Source organism: Colwellia psychrerythraea, assembly GCF_000764185.1.
Taxonomy (GTDB): Bacteria; Pseudomonadota; Gammaproteobacteria; order Enterobacterales; family Alteromonadaceae; genus Colwellia; species Colwellia psychrerythraea_B.
In genome coordinates, this window is record NZ_JQEC01000016.1 from 310,900 (window position 1) to 327,536 (window position 16,637).

Consider the following 16,637-nt stretch of genomic DNA (forward strand, 5'->3'; position numbering starts at 1 on the left):
ATAAAAAATGAAAAAGCTTTTAAGTATTTTGATGGTGTTAAGCATTGTTGCTTGTAGCTCAACACAAAATCAGCCACCACTATGGCTAACTCAACCAACAAAAGTATACCCTGAAAATCAATACTTAGCAGCAGTTGGTCAGGGCCGTGATATGGAACAAGCAAAGCAAATAGCCCTCGCTAATTTATCGCGTATATTTTCAGTTTCAATAGCGGAAGAGCAAATTGATAAAAGTCACTTCTCTACAGAACAAGGAAAAACCCACAACGAAGTAACCCGCTTTATTTCTGCAACAGCAAACCAACAATTAAAAGGGGCTGTAATAAAAGAAATGTATCAACAGCCACAAGGTCAAAGTTATGCCGTGGCCGTAATGGAGAAATTACCGGCTGCTAAAGTATTTAGAGAATCAATCAGACAACTTGACCGTAAAGTTTCAGGAAATTTGTCCTATGCGAAAAGTGAAGCACCAAATTTTTTTAAGGCGTTAAAAGCGCTGGAGCAGGCTCACCTTGCCCAACAGCAGCGTGAAAATGACAATAGAAGTTTAGTGTTAGTCGCGAAAAAAGGCATAATGTCACAAACTACTAGTGCCGATATCGAAAATTTAATAAAAACATCATTAGCCACACTTAGCTTCAAAATAAATAATGATGACAGCTTCCTAAGCAAACAGTTAAGTGCATCTGCCGCTAATTTAGGTGTGCAACTATCCCAAAGCTCTTCAATAGTCCTACATGGAAAAATTGAACAACAGCCGATTTTAGCACAAGGGGGTTGGTTTTGGCTAAGAGGAAATATTCATATTAGTGTTAGCGATGATGAAAATACCACGCAACAATTGCTATTCCCTTTTAAAATATCTGCCCAGCAGGAATCAATGCTAACTCAACGATTAGAAAAGCATATCGCAAATAATTTAGAAGAATATATTATTAAAACGATATTTAAAGAGTAACTTTATTAGCCGCTAAGCAATTTTTCACTAGTTTAGCGGCAAAGATATTTCTACTTGCAAGCCACCTTTAGGGTGGTTGTTTAAGGTGATTTGGCCTTGATGACCATCACTAATTTCTTGGCAAATACTCAAGCCAATACCACTACCATCTGCTTTAGTCGAATAATAAGGCAAGAACGCTTTAGTCAGAACCTCAATCGGCATACCAGTACCCAAATCCCTCACTGTAATGATTATTTTACCTTGTTGACTTGTTACATGAACAACACTGTCTTTATCCGGACATGCTTGCTGAGCATTTTTAAGTAAGTTTATTAATAACTGTTCAATCTGGCTCTCATCTCCTGAAAAAATCAAACTAGTTTGCTGGCAAATCAGAGTAAATTGATAGAACTCTTGCAGCTGTTTTAAGGTTTTTATAACATCAAATTTTTTCTTTTGTGGTTTCGATAATCGCGCCAGCTGACTATAACTTTGAATAAATTCTGCTAATTTATTTATCCGCTTAGAAATAGTGGCAAACACCCGGATTAGCTGCGGCTCTTCTAAACGCTCGGCTAATATATTACCGCTATGACACATAGAGCTAATAGGCGCGATAGAGTTATTCAGTTCGTGGTTAATAACCCGAATAACCTTTTTCCACGTTTGTAACTCTTGCTGATGCATGGCTTGGGTTAAGGGTTTGAGCAAGGTTAATTGATGAGGATTACCGTGCAATTTCAGATGATGACGAGAAAGGTGCCAACTTTGCTCGGTTTTAGTTGTAGCCTTCACCAGATCATCCTTAACATTGTTATCATTTAGTAGTAATTGAATGATGGCATTATCTTTATCGTGATGTGGAATAAGCTCAGGTAATTTTTCCGCTAATAAGCTTTGCCAAGACATGCCCAACATACTCTTTTGCTGAAAAAAATATTCAGCAGCACGATTTGCAAAAACTATGGTATCTCTGTGATTAACTAATACAGTAACAACATCGGAGGCATTAACAACCTTATCTAACAGCAATTCTCGTTGATAGATAGATTGCTTTTCTTGTCGTAATTTATCAGTCACTTGATTAAATAACGCTAAGACTTCAGCTTGGCTTTTATTTGCTTTATTCGTTTTGTTTTCTTTAGGAACCGCCAAGCTAATAGAGAAATCGCCATCTTGTAAGTTACGTAAACCATTCAATAACGAATGTAGTACTTGATTACTTTGTCGATGATAATATTGAAAGCGCATAACAGCTAAAATAATTAACAAAGTTGTGCTAATGGCGAATAACCAAGGTGAACTGGGCAACAAAAGTACAAAGCTAACCAGGAAGGTTATGTTAATAATAATGAGGTGTACAATTAGCATAACGAGTCTACATCTATTTTGTACTTTTCTATGCGGCGATATAACGCTTGTCGACTTAAACCTAACTCAAGTGCACTATGTTTGATTACACAATGATGCTTAATCAATACTTGCTCTATATGCTCTTTTTCGTTGGTAATTACAGTTACTAAACTTGATTCTAGCTGAAAGTCATTTGGCGCTAAGATGTTATTATCAGCAAAAACTAATGCTCGCTTACAGGCGTTTTCTAATTCACGCACATTGCCCGGCCAAGCATGACTTGTTAATACTTGTCTTGTTTCATCGCTAAGGGTGTATTCACTACCAATAAAGAATTCTGCTAACGGAACAATATCTGCCTGGCGCTGTGCCAACTCGGGTAAATGTAGCTCTATAACATTTAACCTATAATATAAATCTTCACGAAATGCTCCGTGTTGAATCGCTAAAGTTAAGTCGGCATTAGTGGCACTCAATACTCTAACATCGACTTTAATGGTGATGTTAGAGCCTAAGCGTTCAAATTCACCGGTCTGCAATACTCTCAATAACTTCATCTGACCAGATAAGGGTAAGTTGGCGATTTCATCTAAAAATAAAGTGCCACCATCAGCAGCTTCGAAACGGCCAATTCTGGCTTGATTGGCGCCAGTGAAGGCACCTTTTTCCGCGCCAAACAACTCAGCTTCCATCAACTCATGAGGTAATGCACCCATGTTCACTTTGATAAAGGCATTATGAAAACGTGGCGATTGCTGATGAATATAATCAGCCAGCTTTTCTTTACCAGCGCCATTAGCACCGGTAATTAATACATTGACTGTAGCGCCAGCAACCTTGCCTGCTTGTGCTATCAAAGTATGCATAACTTGACTTTTATAAATGAAACCTTCCGCTGAACTTTTACTATTCTCGCTGCTATTTTTCTCAGTGAGACTTGTCTGAGGCTTCTGACTATATTGGGCCACCAATTCAAGTAGCTTATTATCGTCCCAAGGTTTCTGTAGGTAGTCAGTTGCACCGCCTTTCACCAAAGTAATAGCGGTTTCTAATTGTGTCCACGCAGTAATTAAGATGATAGGCAAATCATTATTCAGCGCTTTTAAGGCTTTAAACAGTGACTTACCTTCTTTACCGGAAGTGATACCTTGGGCAAAGTTCATATCTTGAATAACTAAATCAACACATTGATGAGATACCGCCAATAACGCTTGTTTCTCATTTTCAGCGGTTAATACCCTGTAGCCGTGTAAACTCAATAACAACTCAAGCGCCTCAAGAATATCAGGATTGTCATCAACTATTAATATTTGCGTCATTCTGTTCCTTTAAAATAGCCTACCAGCACCTTTACACCGCAGTTACAATTTAGGACTAAACTGTTCTGGTCGCTATTACCGGTGGAATGTTACTGGTCTTTATCGCTGGGATCAAAGTTGCTAATGTACCGGCAACAAAAATGATCGCACTTGCTAATAAAAACAACATCATATCTGGTTTACTCAAGCTAATATACTGACTCAACAAAATATTGAATGCTAAAGCCATAGCCAAACCTAAGACACAGCCAATGGTATATACCAACCAGTTTTCTGTCAGCACATATAAAAGAATATCTTTTTTACGGGCACCCAAGGCACGTCTAATACCAATGAATTTCTTCTGCCGTGAGATATGAAATTGAGAGTAAGCATAACTACTAATAGCGGTTACAAAGATCATTAAACCACATAACATTAAAAACAATTGTGATAAGCCTTTATCATGGCGATAAAAACGCTGCATATGTTCAGCCATGGTATAAACTCTGAATATGTCACGTTCTGCTTGTACGGCTAAAATGGTATCACTGACTTTATTACGTACTGCTTCCATCTGTCCAGGACTCACTTTTAACAAGTAGAAACGGCCAGTGAAGATAAACTCCATTACGCGATTGCCAAAAACGCCATATTGCTTATCTGCAGGAATAGTAGGATTAAGCATAATATCTTTAACAACACCAACCACACGGCCATTATTGGTTTCTTGTCCTAGTGCTGAGCCATCACCATAAAGCGCTTTTTTTAATGATTCAGTAATAAGTACATTGCCATTTTTATCGCTAGCAAAGTCAAGTTCATCATCTTTAGTTAGAAACCGACCATCAAGTAATGCTAATGCTAAGGTATTACCAAGCTCTTCATTAGTCAGGAAGATCTTTACATCTTGCAGATATTTATCTTTACGTACAAGTTCAGGATCATCCAAATCATAAACATTACCTAACATGCCTCTTTTGTTAATAGGTAACTGATTAATGAGTGACACACTCTCCACACCGGGAATTTTCTTTATTTGCTGTAAGTCTTCACTGACAATTGATCGATAATAATCTAAATCACGATATTCTCCCGATGTAGGGTGCAATGAAACAATCAAGATATTCTCGGCATCAAGACCGGTATTTTCTGCCAATTTATTATTGGTATCAATGGCTAAAATAGCGCTATTAATTAGCAGACCTAATGTTATGGCTAATTGTAAGATTAACAAGCCAGTGGTAAATTTTCTTAACAGTAAGGATTTAAGTAGTGCTTTAATATTCATAATGTTTCCTATTAGCTGGGCTAGTCTGGAGTAGACTGAACTATTTAAGTTCTGCAGAAATGGTGTAACGATTAGCGCGATATAATGGATATAAGGCACTGGCAATAGAAGTAATAAGTGCCAATAACATACCTAACACCAATAATTTAGGCTCTAACACAGCGATATTCGCTAAGCGTGGCAAGAACTGCACTGATAACTTCAAGAACAACCAACTTAATACTAATGCGACCGCGCCAGTGAATATGCCTAATAACACACTTTCAGTTAAGCCTTGTATCAACATATGACGATTGCTGGCACCTATAGCGCGGCGTAAGCCCACTTCAAACTTAGCTGCATGAAAACGTGACAGTAATAAACTACTGGCATTGAAAATACACACAGCTAAGAACAATACTGAAGCTATAGTGAACGCCAGTACCTTTTGATCAACTACTTTTTTTACCGATAACCATTCATTAACATTGTGCAGTTCATTTCTTGTTGCTAATGGGTGTTCTCCTGCCTCTTTCAGTTGTTGGCTGTAATTATCGAGGTAAGATTGCATCAACGAACGTTGATTTACATCATCTAGTTCAACCCAGACTTGTAAGTAATAAGCGTTTTTATCACGGGTATCTTCAACACCTGAATAATTATCCGCTGAAGAGCTTCGTGCATGTATCGACCAACCTAAATCTATTGCAGTTTCAAGCGGCGCATAAATATCGTCGGTTAAGTTAAAGGCCCGCCCTTCTGTGGCATGGTAAAATAATGGTCGTAATACCCAGGATTTTAATACACCAACAATGGTTAACAACTCACCATCCAGCTCTAATGTTTTACCTACACTATTTTTACCGGCAAATATTTTTTGATTTAATTCATCACCAATAACCACTTCCATGCCATGATCTTTTTCAAATGCTGAGCCATAAGCAAAAGGCGCATTAGTCAGCTCGAAAAAACCAGGCGTTGTTGCCCTAACGTCAGAGTCAAAGCGTTTCATGCTTGTAGATTCAACATCTCTTGCATAAACCCCTGATGCATAAAATACTGCGCTACGTTTAGGGATATCTGACTCTGCAATTTTCATTGCATCGCGATAACGTAAAATGTGCATAGGCTCATCCGGCGGCTGATCCCCTGGCCAAGTATTCATACTAATATGAATTAATTTGTCACTCTTCTCAGGGATTGGGTCGCTTGCCATAGAGTTTACTAACGCCAGATTTGCACAAAGCACTCCAACACCAATAGACAGGGTTAGCATTATTAAAAAGTACAATGTCGGCGCGCGCTTAAAGCTCTGCATTGCTAATGATAAGTTATAAAAAAACATGCTATCACTACGCATCTGCCATCTCCTCATTCACAGCATTAAAGATAGTTTCCCCTGCATTTCCCTTTGTTCTATCCAGCGGAGCGTAAACTCTAAAATCAGCTAACTGACCATCAATAACTTGCACATTACGACTTACTTCACGGGCTTGGTCGGGATCATGAGTTACCATGATAATAGTGGCCCCGCCTTTATTAAGATCATGCAGTATTTCCATCACTTGCCGAGCCATCAATGAATCAAGGTTACCTGTTGGCTCATCGGCTAATAATATTTTTGGTTCACCCGCTAGTGCTCTAGCAATAGCAACTCGTTGTTGTTGACCACCTGAAAGTTGGCTTGGTAGGTATTTAAGCCTAGAAGCTAAACCTACTTTTTCTAGTGCTTCTTCAACCCGGCGTTTGCGCTCACTAGCACTAAAACCACGATAGCGCAGCGGCATATCAACATTGTCAAAAATACTGTAATCCGGGATAAGATTATAGTTTTGAAAGATAAAACCAATTTTTTCATTTCTTAAACGTGATAGCTCATCATCTTTGAGGCCTTGCACACTTACCCCATCTAATTCATATTGGCCACGGTCAAAGTTATCTAATAACCCGGCTACATTCAGAAAAGTAGATTTACCCGAGCCTGAAGGGCCTGTTACCGCGACGAACTCCCCTGCTTTTACATTTAATGAGAAGTCTCGTAGTGCGTGTGTTTGAATGGTATCGTTTTGATAAATTCTAGAGATGTTGTTCATTTTAAGCATGGTACTTTCCTTTTGTATTAAACTCTTACATGCCCCCTAAGATAAAGGTAAACATGAGACGCTAAGCCTTGGCTTATTTATTTAATTATTAATTGGCAGACAAATTGTTTAATTATTTAGGTAAATTTGTTCTGCTTTATTAAAGTCATCATAATCTGAAGTAATCACCCGTTGACCAGCCTCAATACCAGCAATAATTTCGATATAGTCAACACTACTTGCCCCCGTAGTAATTGCTGTTTTGTTGGCGTAACGGTCTTCAACAAGTTTGAAGATATACTTGCCTCCAAATGAGCCGACAAAAGCACCACGTTTGACCATTAGTACATTTTCTTTTTTCTCGAACTCTATGCGGGCGTTAATACGTTGGTTCTGTCTTAATTGAATTTTATTGGAATGTATAATCTTAGCTCTTACCGTTACTTGATTGCCTTTAACTTCTGGAGAGATTGCAATGATTTCACCTCTTATCGAAACCCCTGCAATTTTCATTGCTACTTCGAGACCGAGACCTAAATCATCGGCGTAGAATTCAGGTACACTTAACTCTGCTTCATACAGAGATAAATCAACTATTGTCATAATCGCTGTGTTAGCGGCAATGGTATTTTTCTGCGCTACCAACCAATTACCTACTACACCGTTGACTGGTGCTTTAATAGCGAGTGCATCATGGCGACGTGATAACTCATCGAGGATCAGCTGCTCTTTTTTCACTAAAAATGCTCTATGCTGCTTTTCAAAATGTAATCGCTCATTGGCAAATGACACTCTTTTTTGAGCATGTTGAAATAATCGAGTCGCATCAGTTACCGCGTCCTGGCTTTTTAGCCAGTCCACTTCACTAATAATCTGTTTGGCGTACGATATTTCTGCGCGTTGAAATTCACGCTTGGCAACATTTAAGCTTGATTGTGCAGTATTCATATTACTTTCCAGATCAAGCTGGGCTTCTTTATCTGCTAAGACACCACGATTAGCGTTAATACTTAACTGTTCAAGGGTTGTTTGTTGCTGTTTGATTAAAGCGTCAAGCTCAGGGCTAACTAAGTGAGCGACAATTTGATTTTCTTGCACTGCTTCTCCTGGCTTTGCCAACAGAGTTATTTTGCCAATTTCAGTGCTATAAAGTTGTGGCGCATTAGCCGCTACAGCTTTACCCGAAACAACTACATCACGGATAAGATCTCCTCGAATCACTGTGTCTATGTTAACTGTATTACTGTCAATACTCGGTATGGAAGAATACCACTGAGATAGGGTTGGCAAAGCAAGATAACAAAGACCGCATAAAACAGTTAATGTCAGTAAGATTTTCTTTAACTCAATTTTCTTAGGATTTGCTATTACCTCATCCTGTCCACTTGTTCCTTCAATCATGCCTTTCTTCTAAGTTAACTTTTGATAACTTAGTGCTGCAGAATCAATGCCAACACACATACAACTGTAACCAATTGTAATTAAAGGAATAGTTATTGCATTGAAATGACCAAGTGTCCGTTCGGACACACAGCATGTCCGTTAGTGTCCGTTGGACAGCACACGGACACTTACGGACATGCTTGAATAGTAACGCTACACATAAGCTAAAAGAGGGCTAAGCATGGGATTATAGATATAGCTAATACAAAGGGGATTTAAAGAGTATCAAACAGCAAAGTTAAGCCATAGATGTAAAGACTACCAGTTTTGTCTTTTAGTAAACTCTTTGGATTTTTCATCTTGATGAAGTTGGTTATACGTTTTAATTTTTCGGTTCTGGCCCAATAATATTTTTATTTGATAATAGGACTCCCTAGCGAGAGCAAAACTAGGTTTACTCCACCAACTTTTATTATAAAGTTTTTTAGTAGCTGCGACTGAATCGGGTGACTGTTGGCAAATAAGTTGCGCTAGTTGTAGCGCTTTTTCAGAGGGATTGTCATCTACATGGGTAACTAAACCAAAATTAAGTGCTTGCTCACCATTAATAGATTCCCCAGTCATCGCAAGTTCTTTGGCAACATCTAACGATAACAACTCCCTTAATGCGAGTGTTCCTCCCATATCAGGTATTAAACCCCAACGAGCTTCCATAACTGCAATTGAAGCATCAGGTGATGCAATGCGGAAGTCACCACCTAGCGCAATTTGTAACCCTCCTCCCCAACAACGTCCATGAATAACCATAATCACTGGTGCCGGTATCCTTCTCCAACCAACAGAAACATACTGAGCTAAATTAGCTTGCCAAGGTAGCCACTTAAACAATAACTTTAATGGTGCCTTAGCTGACTTCATTACCGCTTTAATATCTAAGCCGGAACAAAAACCTTCTCCTTTGCCCTCGACAATAACCGCTCTTATCGAACGATCACGTTTCAAGTTGTTAATAGTTTCGCGGATAGCATAAAACATAGTCATATCCAGAGCATTATGCTTTTCAGCTCTATTCAAGCTAACGTAGGCAATATTATTTTCTATCCGTAAATTAATACACTCATCGGTCTTTTCATTGATCATGGAGGGACTGCTTAAATTGTAATGTTATCTGGTATGACCAATAAATTAACTTATCTATTAGCAGATGTCGATTGCAAAAAATATCGACATAAAAATAACCAAAGCAAGTGAGAAAGATTAAACTGATACTTTGCTTTAATTCGTTTCAGATAAAACCTCATAATTGTTTCATTTTACATTACATAGCCCTATAGGCTTTATACAGTCTGTTTTCGACATTGTAACGCTCAAAATAACAACTCTCTTATTGTTTTATTTTGTACTTATATAATATATATTAATGTTATAAGTAACGTTAATCCACACAAAGTACGTTGTTTTTTATGGGCTTAGCACAAAAAAAGCCAATTACAACTTTAAACATATTATATTTTGAGGTAAACATATGTCATGGATTCAGAACTCTATCACCAAACAACTGGTAATAATGATTGGTGGAGCTCTCCTAATTGTAATGACCATAGCTTCAATATTTAAGGTTATCGAAACAAAAGAAAAAACCTATACCAGCTTTTATGAACAGCTTGGACAACTAACACAACAAAATGCTGATAAAGTCACCAGCTTCTTCGAAAGCAAAGCTAAAATAGTTCAAACCTATGCACTTTCTCCAACCCTGACAGCCTTTTTAAATGAACATAGCAAACGAGGCCAAGATGAGTCTAGAAATCCAAATTATATTAATTTAGTCAAATTTAATAACGATATTATAAAGTCTGATGACTCAATTCGTAGTATTTTTATTGGCTCCGCAAAGACCTATGAGTACATAGACGAAACAGGCATAGATACTTCTGACTACACCATAAAAGGAAAAGTTTGGTGGAATGCAGTGTTAGCCACCAATAAGTTATTTGTTGGCAATCCGACAATGTTAAGCTTAGAAAACCCCACCATGGTTTCCAGTATTATGAAGCCGATCTATGACTCAAAAAATCAACTTTTAGCTGCTGTCGGTATTGATATTGAGGTAGATACTATCGCTAAAGATTTGCTCGCCAAGGTAAAATTTAAAGGCTTAGGCGAAGCATTTCTAATTACTGACAGTGGTAATATAGTTTATTTCCCAAATTTCACCTCTGATACCCCTTCAAGCGCCAATATAGCTATCATTGATCAAAAGTTTTCCGCTACGGATGGCTTTAGTCAGCTTCATAACACCATGTCACTAAAAAGTAATGGTATAACAAACGTGAATTGGCAAGGTGAAGAACAGCAAGTATTTTGGCAGCAAATAACTAGCGAAAAACCTTACTTGAAATGGCACGTAGCGTTTATGTTACCCACTAAGGTTGCAGATAGCGTTGTACAAGGTGCAGTTATTAAAGAAATAGTTACCGCTATAGTGCTAATAATTATAATTTGTAGCATTGTGACTTTGCTATCAATCAGGTTTAGAAATCAAATCAATGAACTTGTCTGTGCAATGCAAGATGTTGCCGATGGCGATGGCGATTTAAGTCGACGGATACAAGTAACAAGAAGTGATGAATTGGCGACACTTGGTCATACATTCAATCGCTTCGCCGATCAAATTCACAAGCTAGTCACGTTAAGTAAAGCAATAACCGATTCTGTCACCCAAAAGAGTGGTACTGCATTTCAAACTTGGCATGAAACACGAAGCTTTATGAATCAACAAAAAGGTGAAGTTGAAATATCCTCTGCTGCAACTACTGAAATGGCGCAAACAAGTACAGAAATGGCTAATTCAGCAAACCAAGTAGCAACTTATGCAGAAGATGCTAATAAGCAAATGCTAGAAGCAAAAAAAGCGGTCATAAACTCACAGAACAATATGATAAAACTTGGCCATCAAATTCAAGAAACCAGCAATGTTGTTGAAGAGTTAAGGCAAAACTCAGATGAAATTAGCGGCGTATTAGATGTTATTCGTTCTGTAGCCGAGCAAACTAATCTACTGGCATTAAATGCGGCCATTGAGGCAGCACGAGCAGGGGAACAAGGCAGGGGCTTTGCTGTGGTTGCTGATGAAGTAAGAACATTGGCTTCTAAAACACAAGAATCTACCACTAATATCCAAGAAATAATTCAAAAATTACAATCATCGTCGGTAGCAGCCGAGCAAGCTATCGCCGTAAGTTGCACGAGTGTAGAAGAGAATAATAAAGCAAGTAACTCGTTAGTCGAAAAACTAAACCATGCCACAGATGCAGTCGGTCAAATTCAACATCAAGTGTTAGAAATAAGCGAAGCGGTGAATCAACAGGCAACGGTAGCTGAAGATATAGCAGAAAACGTATCTAAAGTAAGAGATCTCTCTGATGATGCTATTAATTGTGGCAACGAGTTAGAAGTTGGATTCGAAAGCATGTCAGCTAGTGCTGCAGAGTTAGCTGAGAGTCTAAATAAATTTAAAGTGTAAATGAGACGAAGCAAAATATGTTGGCAAATGAGCAATGAAGTATAAATTAGCACCATAAAGTATAAATATAATAGGTGGTAACCCAATATGAAGTTAGGCGTACTTTTATTATGTTTAGCGCTCATTAACAGCTCTTCATTGGCTGACACAGTTCGCTTTAAACACTACACTAGAGCTGACAGCTTAAGTCAAAATGTAATTAACGACATAGCTCAGGATGAACAGGGCTTTTTGTGGTTTGCCACTCAAAATGGTCTCAATCGTTTTGACGGTTTTACTTTTGAAAAATTCGTAGTAACAAATGATAATAATATAAATGCGCTAAGCGCTAATTATATCCGTTCTTTATACTTCCAAGCCCCTCATTATCTATGGATTGGCTATGATACCAAAGGGATTAGTCGCTTTGATTTGAAATCGGGTGAAATCAAAAACATCGACTTGTCGACGCCATTTGGCTCTCATAATGCCAATGTTATCAAAGAAATCACCAGCTGCGACGATAACATTTGGGTCGCCAGTCTGGCAGGTATTACTATTATTGATAAACATGATGCCATTATAAAAGATCAACGAGTGCTCCCTCAAAACAGCCCACTACAGTCAATTAATACTATTTATAAGGATAATCAAGGTCGCTGTTTAGTGGGGACTGCCAAGGGACTATTTGTATTAGAAAATAACGTTTTCACTCCGCTAATTGATAATTTACATATCACCACTATATTTCAAAATGATGATGATACTTACTGGTTTGGTACTAATAATGGCTTATATACTAGCTTAGGAGGAGTAATTGAAGATAGCATAGTTAAGCCTGTAGCTATTAAATTAGACAATCTCTTTATTACGGATATTACTGAGTTATCTTCAGGTGATTTATGGGTAGCAACAAGAACGTCTGGTATCTTTACTCACCAAAAAGAACATGGAAATTGGCAACAAATCCAGCACCATAGTTCAGCGCCAAGCTCTTTAATAAATGACAATATTAATAAAATATTCATTGATAACGTAAACAACCTATGGATTGCTACATCAGGTGGCGGTCTATCTCAATACAGTCCAGATAAAGCAAAACTAGGTCATATTAACGACGAATCATTTAATGCTAATTTCAATAATGATGTTAGGGCAATATCGGTCGACAACGGAGGTTATGTTTGGCTAGGTACCAATAAAGGTCTGTTTCGCTGGCACAGAGAAAGTAATCAATTATTAAACACTAAACAATTAGGCTTACCAGAGCACTTTTCCCGCGAATTTATCACTTTTATACATATAGATAGCAGAAATTTTATGTGGGTTGGAACTTTGAATAGTGGCCTATATAGAGGAGCTCTGGGCAGCAATGATTTTAAACAATATTTACCGGTTGAAGGAAACGACAATAGCTTTCCTGGAAACAGACCGATAACTATTTTTGAAGACAGTTCAAATAATATTTGGATAGGGACCTTCCACAATGGCTTAGCATTGTATTCACCAAAAGGAGATAAGTTTACTAGATTTCAGCAAGGTAAAGGCTTATCCGATATCAGCCATAATAAAGTACCTGCCATAGCTGAAGATAATCAAGGACAGATATGGATTGCTAGCCATGGTGAAGGTATAAGTATATTGAATAAAAGTAGCTTAGAGGTTGAGAAGCTAACTAAATCAAGCCATGGAATTATCGATAATGTCATTAATAGTATCGAAAAAGATCAACACGGCCGTATGTGGCTGGCAACTGATTTAGGGCTATCTTTAGTTGATTATGATAATAATCATATACAAAATTTCACCACGGGTGTCGGGCTCACTGATAATATTTTGTATTCCCTTCAGTTAGATCATCAGAGTAATTTATGGATTGGCACAAACAGCGGTATGATCAAGTTTAATACTAATACTTTCAGTGTTGAGGCTTTTGGAGAGCAAGATGGTACCCAACATCAAGAATTTAACACCACAGCTAAAACAATTGATCAATATGGACGAATTTACTTAGGTGGCCTAAACGGCTTTAATCAATTCATTCCTAGCACCGTCACTACAGTAATACAGACGCCAAAAGTTGAATTCAATCAATTTTATTTACAGAATAAAAAACTAGAGAGCCAAGCATCTTTACCAGCATCGCCTCTTATAGATAGAGCTAGCTATAGTAAAAATTTATCAATAAAAACATCAGATTTATTAGATATTGGCTTTGCGGCATTCAATGTAAAAAACCCTGAGAACATAAATTTTTATTACCGGCTCTTACCTTTAGACAATGAGTGGTACCCTGTTCAAAAAGGAAAAAATTCTGCAAGTTATTATCGTCTACCAGAAGGTGATTATCAATTCGAAGTAAAGGCAACATACAATCAAGGAACTGATAGTTCAAGTATCAAAACATTAGCACTCACTGTAATTGCGCCTTGGTGGCAAACAAAATATGCCTACACTGTATATATAGCCATGGTGCTATTGGTAATAGCATTAATCTTTGTGCTCATATATCGAAAAAGACAAATTGAATTAACCTACTACAAGCAAATACATGAAAGCCAACAACGCCTTTCACTAGCACTTTGGGGCAGTGGTGATAGTTTATGGCATTGGAATATTAATAAAGGTGAAGTTGTCAGAGAGCAAATATTTAAAGATAAAACCATTCCTCATACAACATCGTTTTCATTAGAAGCCTTAGCCGATTTTGTTCATCCAGAAGACTTATCAAGAGTTCGCGAGAGTTTGATAAATACCATTAACGGTGATATTGAACTTTATCAAGTCGATTACCGGATGAAGGGCCCAGAAGATCAATGGAATTGGGTATTAGACCGTGGCCAAGTCAATGAATTTGATGACAAAAATAAGGCAATAGAAATAGTAGGAACTACCCAGGACATTTCCAAATTAAAAAAAGCACAGACTGAACTTTTCGAGCTAAACAACGAACTAGAGCAACGTGTTGAAACAAGAACTCTGGCAATAGAGCTTTCAAATAAGCAATTGGCAAACACAATTGAGCAATTAGAAGCAACGAAAAACAAGCTAGTGCAAATGGAGAAAATGTCTGCGTTAACTAACTTAGTTTGTGGTATCGCTCACGAAATAAACACACCACTAAGCATTGTTAAAACATCATTAACTTTTCTACAAGAAGAAGACGAAGCATTAACATCAGCCCTAGAGTCAGGTAAGTTAAGTCGGGAGAAGTTCACCCGATATAAAGAAAATTCTCCTCAAGCCAATAAATTGTGTATAGACAATGTCAACAAAGCGATTAAGCTAATAGATGAGTTTAAGAGAATTTCAATTCGTGAGCATGATTACAACTTCGAAAAAATTAACCTTAGTAATTTGATCGAAACTATAATTAAAAGCTACGAGTTTAAAGCATCATCAATGTCTGTCAAACTTAACTATATATTACCTCAGGATTTATTCATTCATAGTTCCATCCAAGCCATTGAGGATGTACTAGCTGAGCTCATTGATAATAGCCTTCAACATGCTTTTCAATACAGCCTGCCAAATGATAACAACATATTAATTGAGTTAGTTGAGCACAATGAGGAATATACAATTTTGCAGTACCAAGATAATGGCTGCGGCTTGAATCCTGAAAATACAGAACATGTATTTGAACCGTTTAATTCAAACTGCTTGGGTACGGAAGGCCTAGGTCTTGGATTGAATATGGCTTACAACATTATCACTTCAATTCTTGATGGCGAGATACAGCAATTAGACAGTCCCACTGGAACTTGTTTCAGGCTGATAGTTAAAAACAGACATGATAAATAACGAGATTTCCTAGATAGGAAATCACAATGTTCTACTATCACACACATGCCCTTTAGCAACATCACGCGCTAAGCAATTAACAGCTATGTTCACTTCACTTAGAAAGGAGATTTGGATCAGCTGGCGCCAGAGCCATCTTGTAATTGTATAAATGATAAATTGAGTAAATAATTTACAAAAAGTCATCGACTCCTATTAATGCCTCGCGTTAAGTTAGGCACGTCTAATAGCAGTCACTCTGGCATCAAATTGCGATATATTAGACGCCAGACAGCAAAAAAACCATAGCATCAGCTACGGCTTTAATATAATAAATAAGAGAGTGAAGTTATGCAATGTCCTTCTACATGGGCATGTCTAATACCAGTAACGCAACCATCGGTGCAATGACTTAAGAAAGCAAAAAAACGTAGCGTAAGCTACGGGTTTCTCAGTGCCTAAGCATAAATTAGAAGTCTAGCAATCTCCCGCTACGCTCTCACACGGGCTTTACTGCGACATAAGTCACACTACCATCGGCGCAACTACGTTTCATTTTTCAAACGTCAGATAGCAAAAAACCCGTCACTTTCGTAACGGGTTTCTCTAAATAGAAGTCTAGCAATGTCCTACTCTCACATGGGAACTCCCACACTACCATCGGCGCAACTGCGTTTCACTTCTGAGTTCGGAAAGGGATCAGGTGGGACCACAGCGCTATTGTCGCTAAACAAAAAAGGTACAATCTTAGAAAGCTTATGCTCGAGAGCAATAAATATCGTTTTTAGTTCAAGTAACACGTAAGTACGTGATTTTACCCTAAGGTAATAGTTGTGTCAGTCTTCATACAAATCACTTCATAGTTCAAAACTACTTGGGTGTTGTATGGTTAAGCCTCACGGGCAATTAGTATCAGTTAGCTCAAGACCTCGCAGTCCTTACACACCTGACCTATCAACGTTGTAGTCTCCAACGACCCTTTAGGGGACTTAAAGTCCCAGTGAGAACTCATCTCAAAGCCTGC

Annotated in this window: 10 protein-coding genes and 2 rRNA genes; 3 read left to right on the forward strand and 9 right to left on the reverse strand. The window is 37.9% G+C overall.

The window, feature by feature from the left end; translation table 11 throughout:
- Positions 1–7: 7 nt before the first annotated feature.
- Entirely contained in the window at positions 8–958 is a 951-nt protein-coding gene (locus GAB14E_RS13600; RefSeq protein ID WP_033081922.1) for an LPP20 family lipoprotein, read from the forward strand.
- Positions 959–985: 27 nt separating this feature from the next.
- Here GAB14E_RS13600 and GAB14E_RS13595 read toward each other — a convergent pair whose 3' ends face one another.
- The 7 genes from GAB14E_RS13595 to GAB14E_RS13565 all read right to left on the reverse strand — a co-directional run bounded on the left by GAB14E_RS13595 (position 986) and on the right by GAB14E_RS13565 (position 9,465).
- Positions 986–2,311, reverse strand: a complete 1,326-nt coding sequence (locus tag GAB14E_RS13595) for a sensor histidine kinase (protein ID WP_033081923.1) — start codon at positions 2,309–2,311, stop codon at positions 986–988.
- Positions 2,305–3,612 (reverse strand): sigma-54-dependent transcriptional regulator, encoded by a 1,308-nt coding sequence (locus GAB14E_RS13590; RefSeq protein WP_033081924.1) that lies wholly within the window; start codon positions 3,610–3,612, stop codon positions 2,305–2,307. Before GAB14E_RS13590 ends, GAB14E_RS13595 begins: the two co-directional genes overlap by 7 nt.
- Before the next feature lie 55 nt (positions 3,613–3,667).
- Positions 3,668–4,882: an ABC transporter permease gene (locus GAB14E_RS13585; RefSeq protein ID WP_033081925.1), complete on the reverse strand. Its 1,215-nt coding sequence runs from the start codon at positions 4,880–4,882 to the stop codon at positions 3,668–3,670.
- Positions 4,883–4,922: 40 nt separating this feature from the next.
- Complete coding sequence (locus GAB14E_RS13580; RefSeq protein WP_033081926.1) at positions 4,923–6,221, reverse strand: ABC transporter permease; 1,299 nt, start codon at positions 6,219–6,221, stop codon at positions 4,923–4,925.
- Positions 6,214–6,963 carry an ABC transporter ATP-binding protein gene (locus GAB14E_RS13575; RefSeq protein WP_033081927.1) on the reverse strand — a complete coding sequence of 250 codons (750 nt, stop codon included), beginning with the start codon at positions 6,961–6,963 and terminating at the stop codon, positions 6,214–6,216. Before GAB14E_RS13575 ends, GAB14E_RS13580 begins: the two co-directional genes overlap by 8 nt.
- Before the next feature lie 108 nt (positions 6,964–7,071).
- Complete coding sequence (locus GAB14E_RS13570; RefSeq protein WP_033081928.1) at positions 7,072–8,343, reverse strand: efflux RND transporter periplasmic adaptor subunit; 1,272 nt, start codon at positions 8,341–8,343, stop codon at positions 7,072–7,074.
- A gap of 300 nt (positions 8,344–8,643) precedes the next feature.
- Positions 8,644–9,465, reverse strand: coding sequence for a crotonase/enoyl-CoA hydratase family protein (locus tag GAB14E_RS13565; RefSeq protein WP_052093617.1), 822 nt, complete (start codon positions 9,463–9,465; stop codon positions 8,644–8,646).
- A 385-nt stretch (positions 9,466–9,850) separates the two neighbouring features.
- Between GAB14E_RS13565 and GAB14E_RS0122850 the strand changes: the two genes are divergently transcribed.
- Both GAB14E_RS0122850 and GAB14E_RS13560 read left to right on the forward strand, forming a co-directional pair.
- Positions 9,851–11,851, forward strand: a complete 2,001-nt coding sequence (locus GAB14E_RS0122850) for a methyl-accepting chemotaxis protein (RefSeq protein ID WP_052093618.1) — start codon at positions 9,851–9,853, stop codon at positions 11,849–11,851.
- An 87-nt stretch (positions 11,852–11,938) separates the two neighbouring features.
- The gene (locus GAB14E_RS13560) at positions 11,939–15,634 is read left to right on the forward strand and encodes a two-component regulator propeller domain-containing protein (RefSeq protein WP_033081929.1); all 3,696 of its coding nucleotides are present in this window, start codon (positions 11,939–11,941) and stop codon (positions 15,632–15,634) included.
- Between the two features lie 595 nt (positions 15,635–16,229).
- On the opposite strand, the gene rrf is transcribed toward GAB14E_RS13560, so the two are convergent.
- Positions 16,230–16,344 (reverse strand): 5S ribosomal RNA (gene rrf / locus GAB14E_RS13555).
- Between the two features lie 154 nt (positions 16,345–16,498).
- Positions 16,499–16,637, reverse strand: a 23S ribosomal RNA gene (locus tag GAB14E_RS0122855); the annotation flags it as partial.

Excerpts from the sequence above, each read along its gene's own strand:
- GAB14E_RS13600 (WP_033081922.1), top strand. The coding sequence starts at position 8 with ATGAAAAAGCTTTTAAGTATTTTGATGGTGTTAAGCATTGTTGCTTGT.
- GAB14E_RS13595 (WP_033081923.1), bottom strand. The coding sequence starts at position 2,311 with ATGCTAATTGTACACCTCATTATTATTAACATAACCTTCCTGGTTAGC.
- GAB14E_RS13590 (WP_033081924.1), bottom strand. The coding sequence starts at position 3,612 with ATGACGCAAATATTAATAGTTGATGACAATCCTGATATTCTTGAGGCG.
- GAB14E_RS13585 (WP_033081925.1), bottom strand. The coding sequence starts at position 4,882 with ATGAATATTAAAGCACTACTTAAATCCTTACTGTTAAGAAAATTTACC.
- GAB14E_RS13580 (WP_033081926.1), bottom strand. The coding sequence starts at position 6,221 with ATGCGTAGTGATAGCATGTTTTTTTATAACTTATCATTAGCAATGCAG.
- GAB14E_RS13575 (WP_033081927.1), bottom strand. The coding sequence starts at position 6,963 with ATGCTTAAAATGAACAACATCTCTAGAATTTATCAAAACGATACCATT.
- GAB14E_RS13570 (WP_033081928.1), bottom strand. The coding sequence starts at position 8,343 with ATGATTGAAGGAACAAGTGGACAGGATGAGGTAATAGCAAATCCTAAG.
- GAB14E_RS13565 (WP_052093617.1), bottom strand. The coding sequence starts at position 9,465 with ATGATCAATGAAAAGACCGATGAGTGTATTAATTTACGGATAGAAAAT.
- GAB14E_RS0122850 (WP_052093618.1), top strand. The coding sequence starts at position 9,851 with ATGTCATGGATTCAGAACTCTATCACCAAACAACTGGTAATAATGATT.
- GAB14E_RS13560 (WP_033081929.1), top strand. The coding sequence starts at position 11,939 with ATGAAGTTAGGCGTACTTTTATTATGTTTAGCGCTCATTAACAGCTCT.